21 protein-coding genes, 3 tRNA genes and 1 pseudogene are annotated in these 22,231 nt (G+C 43.6%); 3 read left to right on the forward strand and 22 right to left on the reverse strand.

Annotated elements, in window-relative coordinates; translation table 11 throughout:
- Position 1: 1 nt before the first annotated feature.
- From truB to M72_RS08450, 9 genes are all read right to left on the reverse strand, one after another.
- Positions 2-913 (reverse strand): tRNA pseudouridine(55) synthase TruB, encoded by a 912-nt coding sequence (gene truB, locus M72_RS08410; RefSeq protein WP_055067887.1) that lies wholly within the window; start codon positions 911-913, stop codon positions 2-4.
- 1 nt (position 914) lies between these two features.
- Positions 915-1,862, reverse strand: coding sequence for a DHH family phosphoesterase (locus M72_RS08415; RefSeq protein ID WP_022046634.1), 948 nt, complete (start codon positions 1,860-1,862; stop codon positions 915-917).
- On the reverse strand, positions 1,849-2,229 hold the full coding sequence (gene rbfA / locus M72_RS08420; protein WP_022046635.1) for a 30S ribosome-binding factor RbfA: 381 nt from the start codon (positions 2,227-2,229) through the stop codon (positions 1,849-1,851). The genes M72_RS08415 and rbfA overlap by 14 nt, the downstream gene beginning before the upstream one ends.
- Before the next feature lie 8 nt (positions 2,230-2,237).
- Positions 2,238-4,928, reverse strand: coding sequence for a translation initiation factor IF-2 (infB, locus tag M72_RS08425; protein WP_082413837.1), 2,691 nt, complete (start codon positions 4,926-4,928; stop codon positions 2,238-2,240).
- Positions 4,929-4,963: 35 nt separating this feature from the next.
- Complete coding sequence (locus tag M72_RS08430) at positions 4,964-5,254, reverse strand: L7Ae/L30e/S12e/Gadd45 family ribosomal protein (RefSeq protein WP_055067956.1); 291 nt, start codon at positions 5,252-5,254, stop codon at positions 4,964-4,966.
- A gap of 13 nt (positions 5,255-5,267) precedes the next feature.
- Positions 5,268-5,537 carry an RNase P modulator RnpM gene (gene rnpM / locus M72_RS08435; protein WP_022046638.1) on the reverse strand — a complete coding sequence of 90 codons (270 nt, stop codon included), beginning with the start codon at positions 5,535-5,537 and terminating at the stop codon, positions 5,268-5,270.
- A gap of 2 nt (positions 5,538-5,539) precedes the next feature.
- On the reverse strand, positions 5,540-6,763 hold the full coding sequence (gene nusA, locus M72_RS08440; protein ID WP_055067888.1) for a transcription termination factor NusA: 1,224 nt from the start codon (positions 6,761-6,763) through the stop codon (positions 5,540-5,542).
- 46 nt (positions 6,764-6,809) lie between these two features.
- Positions 6,810-7,277 carry a ribosome maturation factor RimP gene (gene rimP / locus M72_RS08445; RefSeq protein WP_055067889.1) on the reverse strand — a complete coding sequence of 156 codons (468 nt, stop codon included), beginning with the start codon at positions 7,275-7,277 and terminating at the stop codon, positions 6,810-6,812.
- Between the two features lie 187 nt (positions 7,278-7,464).
- Positions 7,465-7,536: transfer RNA gene (locus tag M72_RS08450), tRNA-Glu, on the reverse strand.
- Between the two features lie 148 nt (positions 7,537-7,684).
- Here M72_RS08450 and M72_RS08455 point away from each other — a divergent pair.
- Complete coding sequence (locus tag M72_RS08455) at positions 7,685-8,440, forward strand: exodeoxyribonuclease III (RefSeq protein WP_055067890.1); 756 nt, start codon at positions 7,685-7,687, stop codon at positions 8,438-8,440.
- A 327-nt stretch (positions 8,441-8,767) separates the two neighbouring features.
- Here M72_RS08455 and M72_RS08460 read toward each other — a convergent pair.
- From M72_RS08460 to galE, 6 genes and pseudogenes are all read right to left on the reverse strand, one after another.
- Positions 8,768-8,839, reverse strand: a tRNA-Glu gene (locus M72_RS08460).
- Between the two features lie 139 nt (positions 8,840-8,978).
- Positions 8,979-9,242 (reverse strand): hypothetical protein, encoded by a 264-nt coding sequence (locus M72_RS17350; RefSeq protein WP_055067891.1) that lies wholly within the window; start codon positions 9,240-9,242, stop codon positions 8,979-8,981.
- Positions 9,243-9,466: 224 nt separating this feature from the next.
- A pseudogene (locus M72_RS08470) lies at positions 9,467-9,997 on the reverse strand (HsdM family class I SAM-dependent methyltransferase); the annotation flags it as partial.
- A gap of 15 nt (positions 9,998-10,012) precedes the next feature.
- A complete protein-coding gene (cptIN, locus tag M72_RS08475; protein WP_055067892.1) occupies positions 10,013-10,486 on the reverse strand; it encodes a type III toxin-antitoxin system CptIN family toxin in 474 nt (157 codons plus the stop codon).
- An 849-nt stretch (positions 10,487-11,335) separates the two neighbouring features.
- Positions 11,336-11,407: transfer RNA gene (locus M72_RS08480), tRNA-Glu, on the reverse strand.
- Between the two features lie 104 nt (positions 11,408-11,511).
- On the reverse strand, positions 11,512-12,528 hold the full coding sequence (gene galE / locus M72_RS08485; RefSeq protein ID WP_022046644.1) for a UDP-glucose 4-epimerase GalE: 1,017 nt from the start codon (positions 12,526-12,528) through the stop codon (positions 11,512-11,514).
- Between the two features lie 166 nt (positions 12,529-12,694).
- On the opposite strand from galE, the gene M72_RS08490 reads away from it, so the two are divergent.
- The gene (locus M72_RS08490; protein ID WP_022046645.1) at positions 12,695-13,531 is read left to right on the forward strand and encodes an AraC family transcriptional regulator; all 837 of its coding nucleotides are present in this window, start codon (positions 12,695-12,697) and stop codon (positions 13,529-13,531) included.
- A 19-nt stretch (positions 13,532-13,550) separates the two neighbouring features.
- On the opposite strand, the gene M72_RS08495 is transcribed toward M72_RS08490, so the two are convergent.
- The 7 genes from M72_RS08495 to pheA all read right to left on the reverse strand — a co-directional run bounded on the left by M72_RS08495 (position 13,551) and on the right by pheA (position 21,115).
- A complete protein-coding gene (locus M72_RS08495; protein ID WP_055067957.1) occupies positions 13,551-14,885 on the reverse strand; it encodes a sodium-dependent transporter in 1,335 nt (444 codons plus the stop codon).
- A gap of 88 nt (positions 14,886-14,973) precedes the next feature.
- Entirely contained in the window at positions 14,974-15,330 is a 357-nt protein-coding gene (gene rplT, locus M72_RS08500) for a 50S ribosomal protein L20 (protein ID WP_055067893.1), read from the reverse strand.
- Positions 15,331-15,354: 24 nt separating this feature from the next.
- Positions 15,355-15,552 carry a 50S ribosomal protein L35 gene (gene rpmI, locus M72_RS08505; RefSeq protein WP_022046648.1) on the reverse strand — a complete coding sequence of 66 codons (198 nt, stop codon included), beginning with the start codon at positions 15,550-15,552 and terminating at the stop codon, positions 15,355-15,357.
- A gap of 23 nt (positions 15,553-15,575) precedes the next feature.
- Positions 15,576-16,070, reverse strand: a complete 495-nt coding sequence (infC, locus tag M72_RS08510; RefSeq protein ID WP_022046649.1) for a translation initiation factor IF-3 — start codon at positions 16,068-16,070, stop codon at positions 15,576-15,578.
- Between the two features lie 207 nt (positions 16,071-16,277).
- Positions 16,278-18,404 (reverse strand): RNA degradosome polyphosphate kinase, encoded by a 2,127-nt coding sequence (locus M72_RS08515; protein WP_055067894.1) that lies wholly within the window; start codon positions 18,402-18,404, stop codon positions 16,278-16,280.
- Positions 18,405-18,418: 14 nt separating this feature from the next.
- A complete protein-coding gene (locus tag M72_RS08520; RefSeq protein WP_055067895.1) occupies positions 18,419-19,957 on the reverse strand; it encodes a Ppx/GppA phosphatase family protein in 1,539 nt (512 codons plus the stop codon).
- Between the two features lie 27 nt (positions 19,958-19,984).
- Positions 19,985-21,115: a prephenate dehydratase gene (gene pheA, locus M72_RS08525; protein WP_022046652.1), complete on the reverse strand. Its 1,131-nt coding sequence runs from the start codon at positions 21,113-21,115 to the stop codon at positions 19,985-19,987.
- Between the two features lie 87 nt (positions 21,116-21,202).
- Between pheA and M72_RS08530 the strand changes: the two genes are divergently transcribed.
- On the forward strand, positions 21,203-22,222 hold the full coding sequence (locus M72_RS08530; RefSeq protein ID WP_055067896.1) for a DUF5050 domain-containing protein: 1,020 nt from the start codon (positions 21,203-21,205) through the stop codon (positions 22,220-22,222).
- The last annotated feature ends 9 nt before the right edge of the window (positions 22,223-22,231 follow it).

Here is a 22,231-nt window from a genome sequence, read left to right on the forward strand (position 1 = left end):
TTTATGCACCAAACATTTTCCGGACTTTATAGTCCTTTGTTTCTCTCTCATACTGATATACAGCGTAAAAATGTCCCATCGGATCATAAACCAGTACCTGCTCACCATCCGCAATTTTTTCCGGAACATCCGTAAAATTTCCATCGTTTAAACGGTTTCCATTCTGAAGAAAACGAAACGCTTCCGGTACAACCGTCAGTTTCGTCTTTCCCTCAAACACGCGGTCCACCGGAAGAATCAGTTCTTCCAGCGTTCCTTCATCCCTTATCTTTTCAATTTCTGCCAACGTGTGTGCCTCTTCCAGAGGAAAAACACTCACTCTTGTCCGGACCAGGGATTCCATACACGCGCCTACGCCAAGCGCCTCTCCGATATCCGCACACAGCGTACGGATATAAGTTCCCTTGGAACAGTGCACCTGCATCGTCACATAAGGAAGATTGATTTTTTCAATTTCTATGGAAAAAATTTTAACCGTGCGGGCTTTCCGCTCTACCTCAATTCCGGCGCGGGCCAGATCACATAACTTCTTTCCGTTGACTTTGAGTGCCGAGTACATTGGCGGAATCTGCTCATAATCTCCAACGAACTGCAAAATAGCCGCTTCCACGGTCTGTTCTTTCAGCAATGCAGCCTCTCTGGAACGATCTTCTTTCACCGTTCCGGTCATATCCTGTGTATCGGTTGTAATGCCAAGATGCATCACCGTACGATACACTTTATCCTTATCCGTCAGAAGTTCACATACCTTTGTTGCATTTCCGATGCATATGGGAAGTACTCCGGTCGCTTCCGGATCGAGCGTTCCGGTATGTCCGATTTTACGCTCATGTAAAATGCCGCGGAGCTTTGCTACCACGTCAAAGGAAGTAAAGCCCCGCTCTTTATAAACATTTATAATTCCGTTTATCATATTATAATCTCTTCTCAACCTCGGCAAGAATACGCTCAATTGCCTCTTCTGCCGGTCCTTCCACGGTACATCCGGCAGCCTTGACATGTCCGCCGCCGCCAAAATGCATCGCAAGCGATGCCGCATCAAACGCACCGTTTACACGAAAACTTACTTTAAACGTATGATCCTCATTCTCATAAAGGAATACTGCAAGTTCCACATCTTTGGTATTGCGCATCTGCTCCACGATTCCTTCCATATGTTTCGGAAGAACTTCGAGTGCATGCATCTCTTCGAGCGTCAGAAAAGAAGTCACTACTCTGCCACCCAGACGAAGTCTGCTGGAAAGCAGTGCCTGTCCCATGGCACGATTCTGGTTGTATGTTTTCTGATTAAAAGCTTCATCCACAATTTTTGTGAAATCAATTCCTTTATCCATCAGCATGCCCGCCATATTCATCGTGGAGGAAGACGTGCAGGAATACTGAAACACTCCAGTATCGGTAACCATTCCGGTATACAGACATTCCGCGATTTCTTTTGTGATCTTCTCCGTATCTAACAGTTCACAGATCAGCTCACAAGTGGAACTTGCATCCGGGAAAATATAATTTTCCTCTGCAAAACTCTGGTTACTGACATGGTGGTCAATACAGGCTGTATGCTTTGCTTCCTGAAAATAACGTGCAGCATTCCCCAGACGTTTCTCATCTCCGCAGTCCATGGCGATAAACAGATCAAACACCACGGATTCCTCATAGTCACTGCGGATTTCCGATGAAAAATTCAGGAATTTAAAGATATTGGGAATCGGCTCAAGATACAATCGCACATCCACATCCGGATAATATTTCCGGATATAGTTGTAAACTCCGAGTGTGGAGCCCACACAATCCCCATCCGGGCGTACATGTCCGGCAAGACCTACCGATTTTTTCCCTGCAAGAATCTCATCAAGCTTCTTCATCCGGTTTCTCCTTTATATCTTTGGTCACTTCATCAATCATTTTTGACATATGGATTCCATATTCAATCGACTGATCCAATACAAATTTGATCTCCGGTGTGTTGCGCAGATTTACGGACTTTGCCAGGCTTCTGCGAATAAATCCTTCCGCAGAGCGAAGACCTGCAATCGTATCCTGCTGTGACTTTTCATCCCCCAGCACACTGATATAGGCTTTTGCCGTTTTCAGATCCGGAGCAACTTCCACTGCAACCACGCTGGTCATCGGATTGATCCGCGGGTCTTTGATTTCCCCGCGGATAATATTGGAAAGTTCACGCATCACTTCCTCATTGATCCGAATATTTTTAATACTGTTTTTTCTCATATTCTATCCTATCTTGGTACTTCTACCATCTTATAAGCTTCTACCTGATCAAGTTCCTGAATGTCATTAAAGCCGTCGAATACAAGACCACACTCAAATCCTGCCTTAACTTCCTTGACATCATCCTTGAAACGTTTCAGGGATCCTAAATCTCCTTCGAAGATCTGCTCGCCTTCTCTGGAAATACGAACTTTACATCCACGTTCCATCACGCCGTCAAGTACATAAGAACCGGCAATATTACCGACACCGGATGCCTTAAAGATCTGACGGATTTCTGCATGACCGATAACTTTCTCCTCAAATACAGGATCAAGCATACCCTTCATGGCAGCCTCTACATCCTCGATCGCATTGTAAATAACCTTGTACAGACGGATATCTACACCCTCATTGTCTGCGGTAACTTTTGCAATCGGGTCCGGACGGACATTAAATCCGATGATGATCGCATTGGATGCGGAAGCAAGAATAACATCAGATTCGTTGATTGCGCCGACACCACCATGGATCACTTTTACAACCACTTCTTCATTGGACAGTTTCACAAGTGACTGTTTCACTGCCTCAACAGAACCCTGTACATCCGCTTTTACAATAATATCAAGTTCCTTCATATTTCCGGACTGGATCTGGGAGAACAGATCATCCAGTGACATCTTTGCCTTGGTATCTTCGATCAGGCGGTTCTTTTCCTCTGAAATATAAGTATCTGCAAATGATTTTGCTTCCTTATCGGAATCGCAGACAACAAATGTCTCTCCAGCTGCCGGTACACTGTTTAATCCGAGGATCTCTACCGGTGTGGAAGGAGTTGCCTTCTTCACGCGCTGTCCCTTGTCGTCGATCATGGCACGGACTTTACCGTAGCTGCTTCCACAGGCAATGGAATCTCCGACATGAAGTGTTCCTTTCTGAACCAGAACCGTTGCTACCGCACCACGTCCCTTATCCAGCTGTGCCTCAATGACCAGACCTCTTGCATTACGGTTTGGATTTGCTTTCAGTTCCATCACTTCTGCAGTCAGAAGGATCATTTCCAGAAGATTGTCGATACCTTCCTTAGTATGTGCAGAAACCGGACAGAAAATCGTACTTCCACCCCAGTCTTCCGGAATCAGTTCGTATTCGGAAAGCTCCTGCTTTACTTTTTCAATGTTTGCACTCGGCTTATCAATCTTGTTGACAGCAACGATGATTTCTACACCGGCAGCCTTTGCATGGTTGATTGCCTCGATGGTCTGTGGCATAACACCATCATCTGCAGCGACAACCAGGATTGCAATATCGGTAGAATTTGCACCACGCATACGCATTGCGGTAAATGCCTCATGACCAGGAGTATCCAGGAACGTGATCTTCTGTCCATTGATGGACACCACAGATGCACCGATATGCTGGGTAATACCACCGGCCTCGCGGTCTGTCACACGTGTGGAACGGATCGCGTCCAGCAGGGATGTTTTACCATGATCGACATGACCCATAACACAGACAACCGGTGGACGTGGGACCAGATTCTTCGGATCTTCTTCATCCTCTTTTAAGAGTTCCGCGATGACATCAATCTTCTCCTCCGGCTCGCAGATAAAGTTAAACTCCAGTGCGATTTCTTCCGCTGTCTCAAAATCTACTTCCTGATTTACCGTTACCATTTCACCCTTCATAAAGAGTTTCTTTACAATGGCAGATGGCTGCAGTTTCATCTTGTCTGCCAGATCACGGATTGTCATCTTTTCCGGAAGTGTGATCGTCTTGATTACATTTTCATCTTCCTTCGGCTTCGGCTGCTGCTGTGGTTTCTTTCTGCCGCCGTGCTTCTCAAGGTTTACATAATTTTCCTGTTTCTTTCCGCCGAGTTTATCATGATCTTTCCGATGATTATTGTTGTTATTGCGGCGGTCATTATTTCCACGGGAGTCCTTTCCGCGGATTTCTTCCGGTGCTGCAACTGCTGCCGGCTCTTTACTGAAACGGTTCTTCCTGCCGTTATTGTTTCTGTCGTTCTGTGGACGGCTGTTGTTTCTGTCTCCGTTCGGACGATTGTTATTGTTTCTATCTCCCTGATGACGGTTATTATTTCTCTCCCCGCCTCTGTCATTGTTTCTGTCATTCTGCGGTCTGTTGTTTCTCTCGCCACCGGAATGATTATTGTTTCCACGGTTTTCCTGGCTGTTGCGGGTATTTGTGTTTTCTGCCGGTTTATTGTTTGCCGGCTTACTTACTTCAAGATCCGCTGTCGGCGAAGGCGTACGCTCACTGATCGGACGCATTGCACGCTCCCCGACCGGACGCGGACGAATGATGCTGTGCTGTGCCGGACGCTTATTGTCCTCCCGTCTTCTGTTATTACCGTTTCCATTTCCGTTTCCACGGTTGTTGTTATTTCCGTTTGCCGGCTTTCTGGACTGTTTGCTGTACTGTGCATTAAATACGGCTGTGATGCTGGATTTCTTCTTTGGACGTTCTTTTCCATCCGCAGTTTTTGTTGCACCTGCCTTTGCAACTTCTGTTTTTTTCACATCTGCTGCCGGTTTTGCTTCTTTCGAAAAAGCACCGCGGACCAGTGCCTGTGCTTCTTCTTCCATATTGCTGGAAGCACTTTTTCCGTCAAACTTTGTATTTTTTAATTTATCTAAAATATCCTGTGATTTTATATTTAACTCTTTCGCGAGTTCATGAACTCTCATTTTTGCCATAAATGAATTTACCTCCGTTATTCAGTTTTATATTTTTATACGGTGTGCTCTTTGAGCTTCTTTTCTACGGCCTTCGCCAGATTTTCATCTGTCACGGCAAGTGATGCACGGAATTCTTTTCCGATGCAGCGTCCAAGTGCTTCCTTACTTCCGTAACAATAGCATGGCACATGGTAAAAATCCGTCATATTACAAAAACTCTTTTTTGTGTTCCCGGATGCCTCTGCAGAGACAATCACGAGATAGGCATGACCTGTTTTTACTGCTTTTTCTGTAGAAAACTCACCGCTTACAACATTTCCCGACTTTGCGGCTATGGAAAGCATGGATAATACGCTATCATGCAAGTGTACTCATCTCCTTTTCCAGACTCTCATACACTTCCTGTGGAATTGCAGTCTTTAAGGAGCGCTCAAGTCCCTTGTTTTTTCTTGCCAGGCGAAGACACCCAGGATCTGCACAGATGTATGCTCCACGGCCGTTTTTACGACCGGTGGCATCCAGCATAATCTCATTTTCCGGTGTCTTAATTACCCGGATCATTTCTTTTTTTTCCTTCATTTCATTACAGGCGACACACTTGCGCAATGGAATTTTTTTATTTGCCATAATTACTCCTCAAAAGAAGTCTCATCTGCTGATGTTTCTTCTACCGGCGCTTCTTCTGTTGATGCTTCTGCTTCGGTAGGAATTTCTTCTGTGGCATCCGGATCTTTGTAATATCCTTCCTCATCATACTCATAATTATCATCATACTCATCGTCTTCATAATCATTTTCGTAATCAAGGAAATCTCCGGACTCTCTTGCCTGCGTCTCACTCTTGATATCAATCTTAAATCCAGTCAGGCGGGCTGCCAGACGGGCATTTTGTCCTTCCTTACCAATAGCAAGCGATAACTGGTAATCCGGAACCACAACTTTTGCTGCTTTCTCGTCAGCGTCCGCAATAACGGAAATAACCTTTGCAGGACTTAATGCATTCTGAATCAAAATTGCAGGATTCTCATCCCATGTAATGATATCAATTTTTTCTCCGCGCAGCTCATTAACGATCGCATTGACACGTGCTCCGTTCATTCCGACACATGCGCCAACCGGATCTACATCCGGATCGTTCGACCATACCGCGATTTTTGTACGGCTTCCTGCCTCACGTGAGATTGCTTTAATTTCAACGATACCATCCCGCACTTCGGAAACCTCTGACTCAAAAAGTCTCTTGACAAGCTCCGGATGTGTTCTGGAAACAAGAATCTTCGGTCCCTTTGAGGTTGCCTTCACTTCCAGAATATATACCTTAATGCGTTCGGTTGGCTGGAAGGTTTCCCCCTTGATCTGCTCACTTTCAGTCAGGAGTGCATCTGCTTTTCCCAGATTAATGCTGACATTGCGTCCGACATAACGCTGAACAACACCTGTTACGACTTCTTTTTCCATGCTGAAATACTCATCGTAAATCACTTTTCGTTCTTCTTCACGAATCTTCTGTAAGATCACGTTCTTGGCATTCTGTGTTGCAATACGGCCAAATTCCTTGGATTTTACTTCTACCTGAACGATATCGCCCAATGTATATTTTCCATTGATCATCTGGGCATTCTGCAAAGAGATCTGCTCAATCGGATCTTCCACGGTCTCTACCACTGTTTTTTCCTGATAACAATGATATTCGCAGGTATCCGGATCAATCACAACTTTTACGTTGTCAGCCTTTCCAAAGTGATTTTTGCAGGCAGTTAAAAGGGAATTTTCAATTGCCTCCAGCAGCGTTTCTTTACTGATGTTTTTCTCCTTCTCCAGTATCGTTAACGCATCCAATAACTCATTATTCATGATTTTTATCCTCCATATATATTGATCGTATTTTTAAGTCATTGTTCTAAAAATCAATTGCCTGTCGGATCAGTGCAATATCTGTTTTCAAAAAGGTGGTCTCTTTGTCGTTCTCATCCGCAATTGTTACCGATGTATCATCATATGCTTTCAAAATCCCTGTAAACTCTTTGCACCGGTCGATCGCGCGATAGGTACGGATTTCAATTTTCTTCCCCATATTGCGCACATAATCTTTTTCTTTTTTGAGCGGTCTGCCAAGTCCCGGAGAACTTACCTCAAACGTATACGAATCTGAAATAAAATCTTCCTGATCCAGCAGTTCATTCATCTCACGTGCTACCGCTTCACAATCATTGATTGTAATGCCGCCTTCCTTATCAATATACGCCCGCAGATAATACGTGCTGCCTTCCTTGACATATTCTACATCTACCAGTTCAAACTGCATCCTCTCCAAAATTGGAAGGATCAACTGTTCTGTCTTTGCTTCATAAGTACTTGCTTTTGACATGTTACCACCTCTTTTCTTCATCATCGCATTTTTCACAAAAATTTGAGAGAGGACATCTGCCCTCTCTCAACCTTAGTTTCTATGCTACTTTTGTTATCATATCACTCTTTTCCCCTGATTTCAAGGGATTTTATATTTTTATTTTATAAAACAAAAAAGTTCCTACCATATCTGGTAAGAACTTCAGCAGTCCGTACGGGAATCGAACCCGTGTTTCCGCCGTGAGAGGGCGGCGTCTTAACCGCTTGACCAACGAACCGTGTATTATACTATCATAGCACAGGCCATGCGTCAAGTACTTTTTTCAGAAGCCTGGTTATTGTTCCCCTGCAAGCAGTAACAAGACTTGTACTTTCTTTCCCATATGTATATAATTTGTATAAAAGCAACTCAGGAGGACATCAGAAATGAAACTTATCTCATGGAACGTTAACGGGCTGCGCGCCTGTGTACAAAAAGGATTTCTCGATTATTTTCATGCCGCAGATGCCGATTTTTTCTGCATTCAGGAATCCAAGCTGCAGGAAGGACAGATCGCACTTGATCTGCCGGGCTACCACCAGTACTGGAATTACGCCGAGAAAAAAGGCTACTCCGGCACGGCAATCTTTGCAAAACACGAACCTCTTCAGGTCACACGCGGCATCGGCACCGCAATCTGCGATACCGAAGGCCGGGTGATCACCCTCGAATATGACAGCTTCTATCTTGTTACCTGCTACACTCCAAACTCCCAGAATGAACTGGCACGGCTTTCCTACCGCATGGAATGGGAAGATGCTTTCCGCGCTTATCTTCTTCAGCTTGACAGCAAAAAGCCGGTCATTCTCTGCGGCGATTTAAATGTTGCACACACGGAGATCGATCTGAAAAATCCAAAGACCAACCGCAAAAATGCCGGTTTTTCCGATGAAGAACGGGAAAAAATGACCGAACTTTTAAGCGCCGGTTTTACGGATACCTTCCGTTACTTTTATCCGGATGCCGAGGGCATTTATTCCTGGTGGTCCTACCGCTTTAAAGCCCGCGAGAAAAACGCCGGATGGCGGATCGATTATTTCATCACTTCCAGACGGCTGGATTCCAGTCTCACCGGAGCAGCTATCCATACCGATGTATTCGGTTCAGATCACTGTCCTGTGGAACTGACCATTGAATTGTAAAGAAGTTTATTTCGTAAAAATCCAGTGTTTTCACGGATGATTCCATGAAAACACTGGATTTTTCATTATGCGTACATCAATTTTCCTTTTGGCACTGGAATTTCCCGCCCAATAGCCTTTGCCGTCTCTATCCATTCGGAAATAACTGTTTCCACATTTTCCAAAGCCTCTGCCGCCGTTTCTCCATCATAAACTTTATTTCCGCGAGGATGCGCAGCTCGCGGAGCGTTATTTAATCATAGGAAGGAATTTCCTATGATTAAATAAAAAAAATGCTGTCATACGACAACATTTTTTCGGGTTGGGCTATTATATTTATAATAGTAACAGTCCGTACGGGAATCGAACCCGTGTTTCCGCCGTGAGAGGGCGGCGTCTTAACCGCTTGACCAACGAACCGTGTATTATACTATCATACACAATACTCTTTGTCAAATACTTTTTTCATATTTTTATCTTTATATTTCCAGAGTTAGAAGAACTTGCCTTCGACTTAGGCGATATCGTGCCATCCTTTATCGTTCTGGCCTCTTTCTTGTTATTTCTTTATTTTTGCAAGTGTCTTATAAAATGGCTTGAATATCTTGTTAAGTTGCGTTCCATTCTTTGGATATTGCTTTGTGATTTTAGCACTCATAGACTTCTTATCGCCTACTATGTTATTTGATAGATACCCTGAAAACGATTCTGGAACATCAATATTAGCTGTATTCGTGTGAATCAAGATAAGTTCAATAAATTTCTTTAGTTTAGTATCTTTCTTCCATCGAACCGCAGGTGCTTCGAATTTCTCTTTTTTCAAAGCCTTGTAAATATTCTCACCATTTTTGTTGCCATAAAAGTGTACAAGCGCAAGATGGATATATGATGGTTCATTTTTCCAACACAGTTTATAATGGTATAGAGCTCATTTTTTATCTACACCACTTATCTTTTCTGTCACTTTTACTGATGAAGAGTTGACAACATTCTCTTCAACAGATACAGGCACTTTCTATAGGTTTGAGTTTGATATATTAGAGCGCGGTACTCTACTTCGGTACGTTTTCTATCAATTTCCTGCTCACGATTCTTAAATCTCTTGATGATATCAGTGATATCATTTTCAGACACAACAGCTCTCTTATCATCAAGACTGAAGCCATCAGCCTTCATATCATAGAACCACACATTATCCGTTCCACCATGCTCTGTTTTAGTAAATACCAGAATAGCGGTAGATACACCGGCATATGGTTTAAACACACCGGAAGGCATGGAAATAACAGCCTCCAATCTCTGATTTTCTACAATCTCTGTTCTGATATCCTTATGCGCTTTAGAAGATCCAAAAAGCACTCCATCCGGTACAATACAAGCACATCTTCCACCAATCTTTAAGATACGAAGGAACAAGGTAAGGAATAATAATTCTGTTTTCTTTGTCTTACATACCTTAAGCAAATCTCCGGAAACTGACTCTGCATCCAGACTTCCCTTAAAAGGTGGATTGGCAAGTACCAACGAATACTTGTCCTTATCCTGATTTTGATCAGACAGACTGTCTCTATATTCGATAGATATTTCCATCTATTATAATAATTCCTGTTCTATACTAAAGACATCTGGAAAAATCAGCTTTGCGCCCTTTCTCTGCAACACTAATACTTTCCCTGCCTTATCCTTCAATTCCTTTTCCAATCTACCATCAACACGAACTGGTATATTGGCAGCAGAGTCCAAATACTCATTTTTCATATATTTTTCTGTAATCGGACACATATTTTGAATCAAAAAAGCCTTCTCATGACCAAGTACTTCTCCAAAAACAATTGTATCGCACCTATGGTACTTTTGCATTTTCTTATTATAAATCCCCTTAAATTTAGAAACCTGTGACGAAAACGGAATCATCCAAAATAGCTGAGTATTACTATCCTGGAATGCGTAAAAACATGGTCTGTCATGCAACTGTCCATTTACTTTTTCCTTATTCTGCATCAAATAAGGATCTGGAAAATCCTTAAAGTACTGATCATCAATATAATAAAAATGTCCTATTTCCATTTCTTCTCCTATCGTTAAAAAGAGGCCCCATCCTCTCGAATGGAACCTCAAAACATTTGAACTCGACCTTTTCTAAGTCGCATATCGAGTAGCGACAAACATTTGAACTCGACCTTGTTTGAGTTGCATATCGAGTAGCAACAAACATTTGCAGTAATCTCTTACTGTACTTAAAATATACATCCAAATGAGCCGCTTGTCAATGTCAAAATAAGTTCAAATCGCAGCTTATGGCTGCATTAATATTATATGTTCATATCCAATTAGATATTCATTTTACACGATACTGCTGAACATTTCAACGATTGCACACTATATAACGATAGCCCTTACATTCTAACGATTGCTACTACCGTTAAAATTTGTACTTCTACATCGGCTTGTTTGCATTCCCTCATTCGTAGTATTACCGTAGTCCCTTACTACTACACTTGCCACGATATACCCAAGTAATGCCCCCTAAAGCCTTGATTTTACTGACTTTCCATAGCCCTGCCGTGGCATACGAATAAAACACGAATTGATGTCATAATATACCTCCTGCTGACAAGAAATGCCCTGTTTTGCAAGGTTTCTTGGGTATTTTGTGAATTACTCTGAAAATGCAGAAGGATCTTTCATCCAATCGTAGAATCGTTTGCGAATTTTTTTCAATTCTTCTTTAGCACCAGGAATCTCTTCCAATTTTACTAAGTGCATAACTTTTATCCCCATCATCTCATAGGTAATCTTGTTTCGACATTCTAACCCGACGTTTCGGTTTCATATATGACCATATAAGAAAACAAAAAATCCAGTGCCTACAACAGCTTCCTAAGAATCTGTATAAACACTGGATTTATATCTCAGCAGTCCGTACGGGAATCGAACCCGTGTTTCCGCCGTGAGAGGGCGGCGTCTTAACCGCTTGACCAACGAACCGTGTATTATAATAGCATACACTCCACGCTTCGTCAAGCATATTTTTCATATTTTTCAAAAATATTCAAACAAATTCGAAAATAAGACTTTTCCCTCTTTTTTAATTAATCCTCATAACCGTTTGGATTGTTCTTCTGCCATCTCCAGGAATCCGCACACATTTCCTTAATTCCGTACTGCGCTTTCCAGCCAAGTTCACGTTCTGCCTTGCCCGGGTCACAGTAACAGGTTGCAATATCGCCAGGACGGCGAGGCTTGATGCTGTATGGAATCTTAATGCCGTTTGCTTCCTCAAAATTCTTTACGATATCAAGCACGCTGTAGCCGTGTCCGGTACCAAGGTTGTAAATGCAAAGTCCGGCGTTCTCTTCGATCTTCTTTAATGCCTTTACATGTCCGTTTGCCAGATCAACAACGTGGATATAATCGCGCACACCGGTTCCATCCGGAGTATCATAATCGTTTCCGAATACACCGAGTTCTTTTAACTTGCCAACTGCGACCTGTGTAATGTAAGGCATCAGGTTGTTCGGGATGCCGTTTGGATTCTCCCCCATGGTTCCGCTTGGATGTGCTCCGATTGGATTGAAGTAGCGAAGCAGGATCACATTCCACTCATTATCTGCCTTGTAGATATCTGATAAAATCTGCTCCAGCATGGACTTTGTCCATCCGTAAGGATTGGTACACTGTCCCTTCGGGCAGTTCTCGGTAATCGGAATTTCTGCCGGATCGCCGTATACGGTTGCAGATGAAGAGAAAATGATGTTCTTGCATCCGTTCTGACGCATCACATCAACCAGTGTTAAAGTTCCTGCAATGTTGTTATTGTAATACTCCCAAGGCTTTGCCACAGACTCTCCGACAGCCTTCAGTCCTGCAAAATGAATACAGCTGTCAATCTTCTGCTCTGCAAAAATTTTATTTAAGATGTCACGGTCAAGGATATCTCCTTTATAAAATGTAACTTTCTTTCCGGTCAGTGCCTCCACACGATCCAGTGACTTTTCTGAAGCGTTTGACAGATTATCCAGAACAACGACATCATATCCTGCATTCTGCAGTTCCACACAGGTATGACTTCCGATATAGCCTGCTCCACCAGTAACTAAAATTGCCATAATTCCACTCTCCCTTTCTGTTCTTTTGTTTTCTTCTGATACCCCTATTCTATCGCTCCCGGCTCTTAATGTACAGAACCAAATGTAGAAAAAACATGTAAAAATGTTGCATGTGCATAAAAAAACGTATAAACTCAATACTAGAATCGTGTAAGGAGCATTTCCAATGAATGATCAATATAAAAATTCCTACAAAGCAACTGCAAAAGAACTCGTTTCCCTGTCGGTCTATAATGTCGGATACCAACTATGCGATGCCGGCTATCAGTGGGGTCCCGGAATCCGCGACCACTACCTGATTCACTATGTGATCTCGGGAAAAGGCACATACGAAGTCAACAACGAAACCCATTTTCTTTCTGCCGAAGATGCCTTTCTTGTGTATCCGAATACGGAGATCATCTACCGTGCCGATGCAAAAACGCCATGGGAATATGCATGGGTCGGATTTACCGGAAGTGACGCTGCCACAATTCTGCAGGCAACCGATTTTTCCCGCAAACATCCATGTATTCATGCAGTTCCCAACGGCGAAGAAGTCAAACGTCAGCTTCTGCATATCTATGATGCCAGAGGAAACGGATTTGAACATGCCGTTGAAATGACCGGCCGGCTCTATACCACGCTGGCGCTCTTTCTAAAATCTTCCACCCAAAAAGAAACGCAGCTGACAGCCGCAACCTACGTCCAGAAAAGTATCGAATATATCAGCGCCAATTACTCCTACCCGATCACAGTGGAAGATATTGCCGCCTACGTCGGTTTAAGCCGCAGCCATCTGTTCCGTTCCTTTGAACTGGTGCTGCAGCAGTCCCCAAAAGAATACCTCACGGATTTTCGCATGAAACAGGCATGCTATCTGTTGGAACACTCAAATCTTTCGATCACCGCCATTGCAAATTCCGTCGGATTTGATAATGGGCTGTATTTTTCAAAAACCTTTCATAAGAAAAAAGGGGCCTCTCCCAAAGCTTATCGCATAAAAATAAGAGGGACAGAATAATTTTTGCCCCTCTTTTCTTCTAATGCCACGGAAACGTGAACATTCCATAAATATAAATAAATAAAATCCCTACAGGCACAAAATAACAGAACAGCGGTTTCATCCATGCCTTGATTTTTAAGCCTTTTCCCGCATTGGCCTCCTGCAGGAAATTGTTCCACCCCCATCCCCGGCGTGTACAGCAAAACAGCGCCAGTATCAGTGAGCCGAGCGGCATCGCATTGTTAGACACAATAAAATCCCACAAATCCAGCCATGCCGTGCCTTTTGCAAACGGCTGAAAACGAATCAGACTGTACCCCAGCGCCGTTGTCAATGCCACAAGAAACGTCCCAATCCCGCAGGCAATACATCCCACCGGACGTGACCAGCCCGTCAGTTCCCGGATCATGGCAAGCAGATTCTCACATACTCCAAATACCGTTGACATGGCAGCAAACACCATGAACAGGAAAAACAGCGCACCCCACCAGCGTCCGCCCTGCATATGGTTAAACACACTCGCCATCGTATCAAACAAAAGGCTTGGTCCCGCAGTCACTTCAAGATTATAGGTATCGCAGGCAGGAAACATAATCATGCCTGCAACAACTGCTACAAACGTATCTAAAACAATGATATTTACGGATTCTCCCAAAAGGGAACGCTCTTTCCCGATGTAGCTTCCAAAGATCGCCATGCCACCCATACCGACCGACAACGTGAAAAACGCCTGATTCATTGCTTTTACAATCATTGTACCTGATATTTTGGAAAGGTCCGGAATCAGATAAAAAGCCAGCCCATCCTTTGCGCCGGAAAGCGTAAAACTGTGGATCGCCAACACCAGCATCAGCACCAGAAGCGCCGACATCATATATTTGGTAATGCGTTCAAGGCCTCCCTGCAGCCGGAAACTCAAAATCACAAATGTAATCACAACCGTGATCAACAGGTAACCAACATTTACGGATGGTGTTGTGATCATTTTTTCAAATCCCAAATCCGCATTCTGACCGGTAAGAAACTTCACAAAATAATAAATAATCCAGCCTGCAACAACGGAATAAAACGCGATCAGTGCAATATTTCCAATCAGACACACAATCCCCGGAATTTTCCATTTGCGTTTTCCGGAAAGTTTCTCATACATATACAAGGGACTTGTCTGTGCCGCACGTCCTACGGAAAGTTCCATCACCATTGCCGGAAGCCCTAAAATGAGCAGACAGATCACATAGACAAGCATGAAACTGCCACCGCCGTTTTGTCCGCACATCCAGGGAAACTTCCATACATTTCCGCATCCGATTGCACATCCTGCCGAGAGCATAATAAACCCAAGTCTGCTTCCGAGCTGTTCTCTTTTTTCCATTGTTTCCAATACCTTTCCCCGTATATTTTTCAAAAAACTCCGGACAAACAACTTGTCCGGAGTTTTCTACCCAACATTTTTCCGATGACTAAGCTAATGCTTTCTTTGCAACTTCTGCAAGCTTTGCAAAACCTGCTGCATCTGTAACAGCCATGTCAGCTAATACCTTACGGTTTAAATCAGCTCCAGCTACCTTTAATCCGTGCATGAACTGGCTGTAAGAAAGTCCGTTCATACGAGCTGCTGCGTTGATACGAGCAATCCATAACTGACGGAACTGTCTCTTTCTCTCTTTACGTCCAGAATAAGAACTTGTTAAGGCTCTCATTACGGACTGCTTAGCTACACGATACTGCTTGGAACGAGCTCCTCTGTATCCCTTTGCTAACTTTAAAGTTCTGTTATGTCTTTTCTTAGCGCCTAATCCGCCTTTAACTCTTGCCATTTCCTATATCCTCCTTAACAAATCTTAGATGTATGGTAAAATCTTCTTCATGTTCTTGATGTTTGTCTGATCCATCATTGCTGCTTTTCTGAGATTTCTCTTATTCTTTGTTGTTTTCTTTGTTAAGATATGTCTTCTGTAAGCCTTGTTTCTCTTTAACTTTCCGGTTCCGGTTGCTTTGAAACGCTTTGCTGCTGCTCTGTTTGTCTTAATTTTTGGCATTGTGTATTCCTCCTTAATAAATGTTATCTCTTCTCTGCCAACACCATACCGATGCTTCTTCCCTCGATCTTCGGTGCTTTTTCCACTACTGCGATATCGGAAAGCTGCTCAGCAAGATCATCTAAGATGTGCTTACTGCTGTTCATATGTGCCATCTCGCGACCACGGAAACGAAGTGTGATCTTGACTTTATTGCCTTTTGCGAGGAACTTCTTTGCAGCGTTCATCTTGGTGTTCAAATCATTGGTGTCAATGTTTGGTGACAGGCGGATTTCTTTTAATTCCACTGTCTTCTGCTTCTTCTTTGCATCCTTTTCCTTACGTGCAAGATCATAACGATACTTACCGTAATCAATTACCTTGCATACAGGCGGCTTTGCATTCGGAGCAATCTTGACAAGGTCAAGACCGGCTTCATCTGCAATTTTCTGTGCCTCTCTGGATGAGACAACACCAATCTGCTCGCCATCCGGTCCGATCAGACGAACCTCTCTGTCTCTGATCTGTTCGTTAATCATTAATTCGCTAATGGTTTTGTACCTCCAATAAAAAATAGTGGATAGGCAGACTATCCACTATTACATCTAACATTCATATAACATGCTAAAAGTATGAACACTAAGTCGCCCGATTGCGCTTAGGTGAGAGTGGATACTCTACTTGTTTCTTAACAACCATTTGACTATACCACCTGATTACGGTATTGTCAACTGTTTTCTGTAAATTTATTCCGCCGGTTCTGCCGGAATAAACAGCCGCTGGTTATTTCCCGGATTCTGATCCGGCACTGCTGCTTTTGCCTCCGCACAAAACTGCTCCTGTGAGTTTATCAGAACCTTGCCCCGCTTGTCAAGTTTTTCATAAGTACCATCCGGCTGCATCACACGCGCTTTCACATTATCTTCCAGTTCCACATGCAGAATATGCAGTGCTTTTTCTTTGAGTTCCTCCTCAATCACCGGGAAAACAATCTCTACACGCCGGTCAAGATTTCGCGGCATCCAGTCCGCACTTCCCATAAATACTTCCGGATTGCCGTCATTATAAAAATAGAAAATACGGCTGTGCTCCAGGAAATTTCCCACAATAGAACGCACGGAGATATTCTCACTCACTCCCGGAATTCCGACGCGCAGACAGCAGATTCCGCGCACGATCAGATCAATCTTTACACCGCTTGTAGATGCCTCATACAGCGCCGCAATAATGCCCGGATCACAGAGAGAATTCATCTTTGCCACGATACGGGCTTCTCTTCCCTGCTGCGCGTTTTTTGTTTCCCTGCCGATCAGGCGCAAAAATTTATCCCGCAGCCAGTATGGTGCCAGCACCAGTTCATTCCATGCCAGCGGTTCGGAATATCCGGATAACATATTAAATACCGCTGTGGCATCCTCCCCGATCGACTCTTTGCAGGTAAAGATTCCACAGTCCGTATATAATTTTGCCGTCGAATCGTTATAGTTTCCGGTTCCCAGATGAACATAGCGGCGGATTCCGTCCTCTTCCCGGCGGACCACCAGTGCGATCTTGCTGTGTGTTTTAAGGCCAACGAGACCATAGATCACATGACAGCCTGCCTGTTCCAGTTTTTTCGCCCAGACAATGTTGTGCTCCTCATCAAAACGGGCTTTCAGCTCAACCAGAACCGACACCTGCTTGCCGTTTTCCGCTGCCTGTGCCAGACTGCTGATAATCGGGGAATTTCCGCTGACACGATACAGTGTCTGTTTAATCGCCAGGACATCCGGATCTTTGGATGCCTGCCGGATGAAATCCACAACCGGATCAAAGGTTTCGTATGGATGATGCAGAAAAATATCCCCTTTGCGGATTGCGGCAAAAATGTCACTTCCCGGTGTAATTTCCGGCACCTGCTGCGGCGTATACGGTTTATAGCGGAGATGATCGTACCCGTCGATGCCATACATTTTCATCAGAAAAGTCAGATCGATCGGACCTGCAATCTGAAAAATATCCTCATCCGACACTTTCAGCTCCGTCTTTAAAAATTTCAGAAGCTTTTTATCTACCTTCTCTTCAATTTCCAGACGGATAACTTCTCCCCACTGACGCATCTTTAATTTGTTCTCAATCTCTTTCAGCAAATCCGATGCCTCATCCTCATCAATCGTCAGATCTGCGTTTCGCATGATCCGGTACGGATACGCACACAATACCTTGTAATTGGAAAACAGTATGCCTATGTTGCGTTCTATAATCTGCTCAAGCAGAATGAAAGACTTCGTTTCCCCTTCGCTTGGAATCTGTACCAGACGCGGCAGAACACTTGGCACCTGCACGGTCGCAAACACAGTCTCATCCTCCGTTTTCTTTCCGGTCAGAAGTGCTGCAATATTCAGTGTCTTATTGCGAATCAGCGGAAACGGACGCGACGCATCCACTGCCATCGGGGTGAGTACCGGATATACATTTTCCATAAAATAGCGATCCACAAAACGCGCCTGTTCCTCGTTCAGATCCTCATGTGCATCCAGAAGATAAATTCCTTCTTTGTGCAGAAGCGGCATCAGGGAACGGCTGAAAGTACTGTACTGGATATTGACCAGTTCCCGCGCCTGTTTATTGATGGCGGAAAGCTGCTCCGTGGCGGTCATTCCGGCGATATCACGCTTTTTATATTTTGCGTGTACCATATCCTTTAAGGATGCCACCCTTACCATAAAAAATTCATCCAGATTGGAAGAAGTAATACTGACAAATTTCAACCGCTCCAAAAGCGGAATGGATTTATCTCTTGCTTCACTTAATACACGCTGGTCAAACTTAATCCAGCTGAGCTCACGGTTTTCATAATATGCCGGATCTTTAAAATCTATTTTTGTGTCCATAAAAGCCCTCCGATCTAATAGTTATAAATACGCTTTTCTTTTAAAACAGGTTTCATGCTGTATACATTTTCAAAATAAGAGGTCTTTGCGTCAAACAATGCCTGTTCCAGCGCAATATCCTCAAATGCCTCGACCGTAATCACGAGTTTTCTCTCCCTTACCGCGATCCGGATATTTTTAAACTTCTGTTTATGACTCTGATCCAGCGCATTTGCCACACGAAGAATTGCCGAAAGTTTTGCCACGCAAAGATACTCTTCCTGACTCAGCACATCGGCGACTTCCTCATACGGGTCCAGAGGAAGGGTATTGTAACGCACGATCTGTGCAACAATCTCGCGCTCCTGATGGGTCAGACCGATAATCTCTGAGGACATGATAATATGATACGTACTCTCCGACGCTTCCGCAAAGCTGACATACTTTCCACAGTCATGCAGGATTGTAGCCACCTGAAGCAGCAGACGCGCTCGCTTTCCAAGTCCGTGTTCCTGTTTCATCGCATCAAAAATCTTAATGGATAGCTTGGAAAGTGTCTGAATGTGTGGAGAAAAACTGTGGTAATGCTCCGATAAAAATGTGGCCGCCGAAATGATATCCGCATCAAAATCATGTGTCGATGCCAGCAGTTTATTGTGCTGTGCATAATCAAATGCCATACCATCCTGAATATTTGCGCCCGGAACCCATACCTCTTTCGGATTCACATTCTGTGCCATCATTTTATACAGCACAAGTGCCGGAATAATTAACGGTTCCCTCTCATCTGAAAGATTTAATTCCGCTGTGATCTCCTCCAGCGTTTTTTTGAGCAGTTTATCGATAAATTTAGAGAATTTATCCAGCTTTACCTGACGGCTTTTTCCGCCTTTTTCCTCAATTTTTTTGACCAGGCCGCCGGCATAGTCACTGATCAGGATCAGATAATCCACCGGCGTATTCATGTACATGGAGCGAAATCCCTCGAGTTTTTTATTGACATATTCCTCAATCTGGTTTTCATACATTTTCAGGGAGTATCCGCGGTCTCCAAGCAGATTCCGCAGGCGCATAATGCCTGTTTCCATGTGTTGTGTCGTGATCATTTTCCCGTCACGGAATAATGTGATCTGCACACTCGCCCCGCCGACATCCACGACTGCTGCACTCGTCTTTATCATCTCCTCAAACACCGGACTGCCAGCCACCGCTTTATAACTGATAAAACGGTGTTCCGAGTTGCTTAACACCTTTACCCGGAATCCGGTTCTAAGATAAATCTGGTCAAGGACAAATATCTCATTTGTGGTATCCCGGAGTGCGGCTGCTGCACAGACTTCATAACTGTCTACCTTGTAGCTTTCCATAATCTCTTTAAACTGCGCCAGTGTTTCACAAAGTTCTTCCACCTGCTCATATCCGATTGTCCCTGTGCCATAAGTGCCTTTTCCCAGTTCCTGCCGGGACCGGATGTGATCCACCTCATGAAACTTTTTTCTGTTTGTAAACTCAAATACCTTCAGGCTCACATCGTATGTGCCAATATAAATTGCTGCAAATGTGTGAATTGCCATACGCCCACCTTCTTTCACCAATTCTGACTAATACGTACCAAGAATCCGGAATGCAATTGTTTCGTCCCGAAGTCCGCGCAGCGCATTCTGCACTGCATGATCCTCAAATCTTCCCTCAAAATCAACAAAGAAACGATATTCCCAGTTTTTATTCTGTAACGGACGTGACTGGATATTTGTCATATTCAGTCCATTATAAATAAAATGCGACAGTGCATGATATAAAGCACCGCTTTCGTGATTGATCTCAAAACAGATGCTGATCCGGTCTGCCTGATCGGTATATACTTTTTTCCCTGTCACAACAATAAACCGGGTCGAATTATTTTTATTATTCTGAATGGAATTGCGTAATACTTTCAACCCATAAATCTGGGCATTTTTTGCACTGGCAATCGCCGCCTGGGAAATCTCCCCATCCTCTTTGACCTTCTTGGCTGCAACGGCATTATTGCTGACACTGAATTTTTCCCAGTCCGCATGACTGTCCAGAAATTCACTGCACTGCATCAGTGACTGTTTGTGCGAATACACGGTACGGATATCTCTCTCATCCGCATCTTCCAGTCCTAAAAGTGCATGATCAATACGGATGATCTGCTCCCCGACAATATAATTATCATATTCCACCAGAAGATCATAATTTTCCGAGACAATTCCTGCCGAAGAATTCTCGATCGGGAGTACCGCATAATCCGCTTCCCCGTTCTTAATGGCCTCCATGGCATCTTTCCAGCTCTCCACATGGAAATTATTGCAGTTTTCTCCAAAAAACTGTTCCATGGCAAGCTGGCTGTAGGCACCTTCGAGTCCCTGAAAAACAATCCTTGCATTGGAATAATCCAGCGTGTGAATCGGCTCAAACTCCTGCGGAGGCATAATTCCATGCTCCGTCAGCAGTTTATACTGTTTCTTACGGCTCATCGCCATGATCTGCTCAAAAAGTTCACGGATTCCGTGTCTGGTAAAATCACTTTCCGCTTTTTTCTGCAGCGTTGCCAGCTTGGATTCCTCTCTCTCTTTGTCAAAAACCTGCTTGCCGGTGTTTATTTTGTATTCAGCCACATCCGAGGTCAGTTTCATCCGTTCCTCATAGAGTTTTACGATCTGTTCGTCAATTTTATCAATATCTTTTCGGATATCTAGTAAATCTTTCATATAGCGCTCCTTCATGATTTATGATAAAATTTTATAACACAAAGGTATAAAAGGCAAGATACAACTTACCAAGGAGGACTCGATATTATGAAAAAACGTTTGCCCATAATTATAATTGCTGTTCTGGTCGTAGTATTTGCAGGACTGGGATTTTACAGCCATCAGAAAAGTAAGATCAAATACAACACAAGCTATGTCAACGGAAATACTGCCGGAAACCTTTACAATGCCGGCTTGTTTTGTGAGAAAAACGGAACCGTTTATTTTGCCAATCCGGATGACGATTACCGGCTGTATTCCATGGATACAAACGGCAATCATCTGAAAAAACTCAGTTATGACCGTGTCATGTATATCAACGCCGATGACCATTATGTATACTATGTACGCAATAATGAAAATAATGGAACCGGATTTGATTTCTTCTCCTACGCAAGAAACAGTCTGTGCAGAATTGACCAGAATGGAGAAAACACTAAAATTTTAGACAAAGATCCCTGCCTGTATGCCTCGCTTGTCGGAAACTACATTTATTATCTGCACTATGATGACAAGGATGCTACAACGCTTTACAAGATCGGAATCGATGGCAAAGGACGCAAAAAAGTATATTCGCCTTACATTTTTACATGCAGCACGCTGGGTCAGTATATTTATACCAGCGGAACCGAAAGTGACGGTGCCATCTATCAGCTGGATACCGCCAGTGACAGTTTAAGCAAAGTCTATGAATGTAATTCTTTCAAACCGATTGTAACCAGTGATGACAATGTCTATTATATGGATGTGGATCAGAACAACGCCCTGGTACATACCAATATGAAATCCGGTCATCCGGTTACACTTACCAAGGACAGTCTGGATCTCTACAATGTATACGGAAGCAGTATTTTTTATCAGCGCTATTCCGAAGACAATCCGGCCCTTTGTATGATCAAAAATGACGGCAGTGGATATCAGGAACTGGCACAGGGCAATTACTCCAATATCAACGTCACTTCCAGTTACATCTATTTTACCGATTTTAAGACAAAAGAAATGTTCTGTACACCGACCGATCATCCGGGAACACTCACCGCTTTCCATCCCGGCGTTATCAAAAAATAAATTTATAAG

The organism is Roseburia faecis (assembly GCF_001406815.1).
Classification (GTDB): Bacteria; Bacillota; Clostridia; order Lachnospirales; family Lachnospiraceae; genus Roseburia; species Roseburia faecis.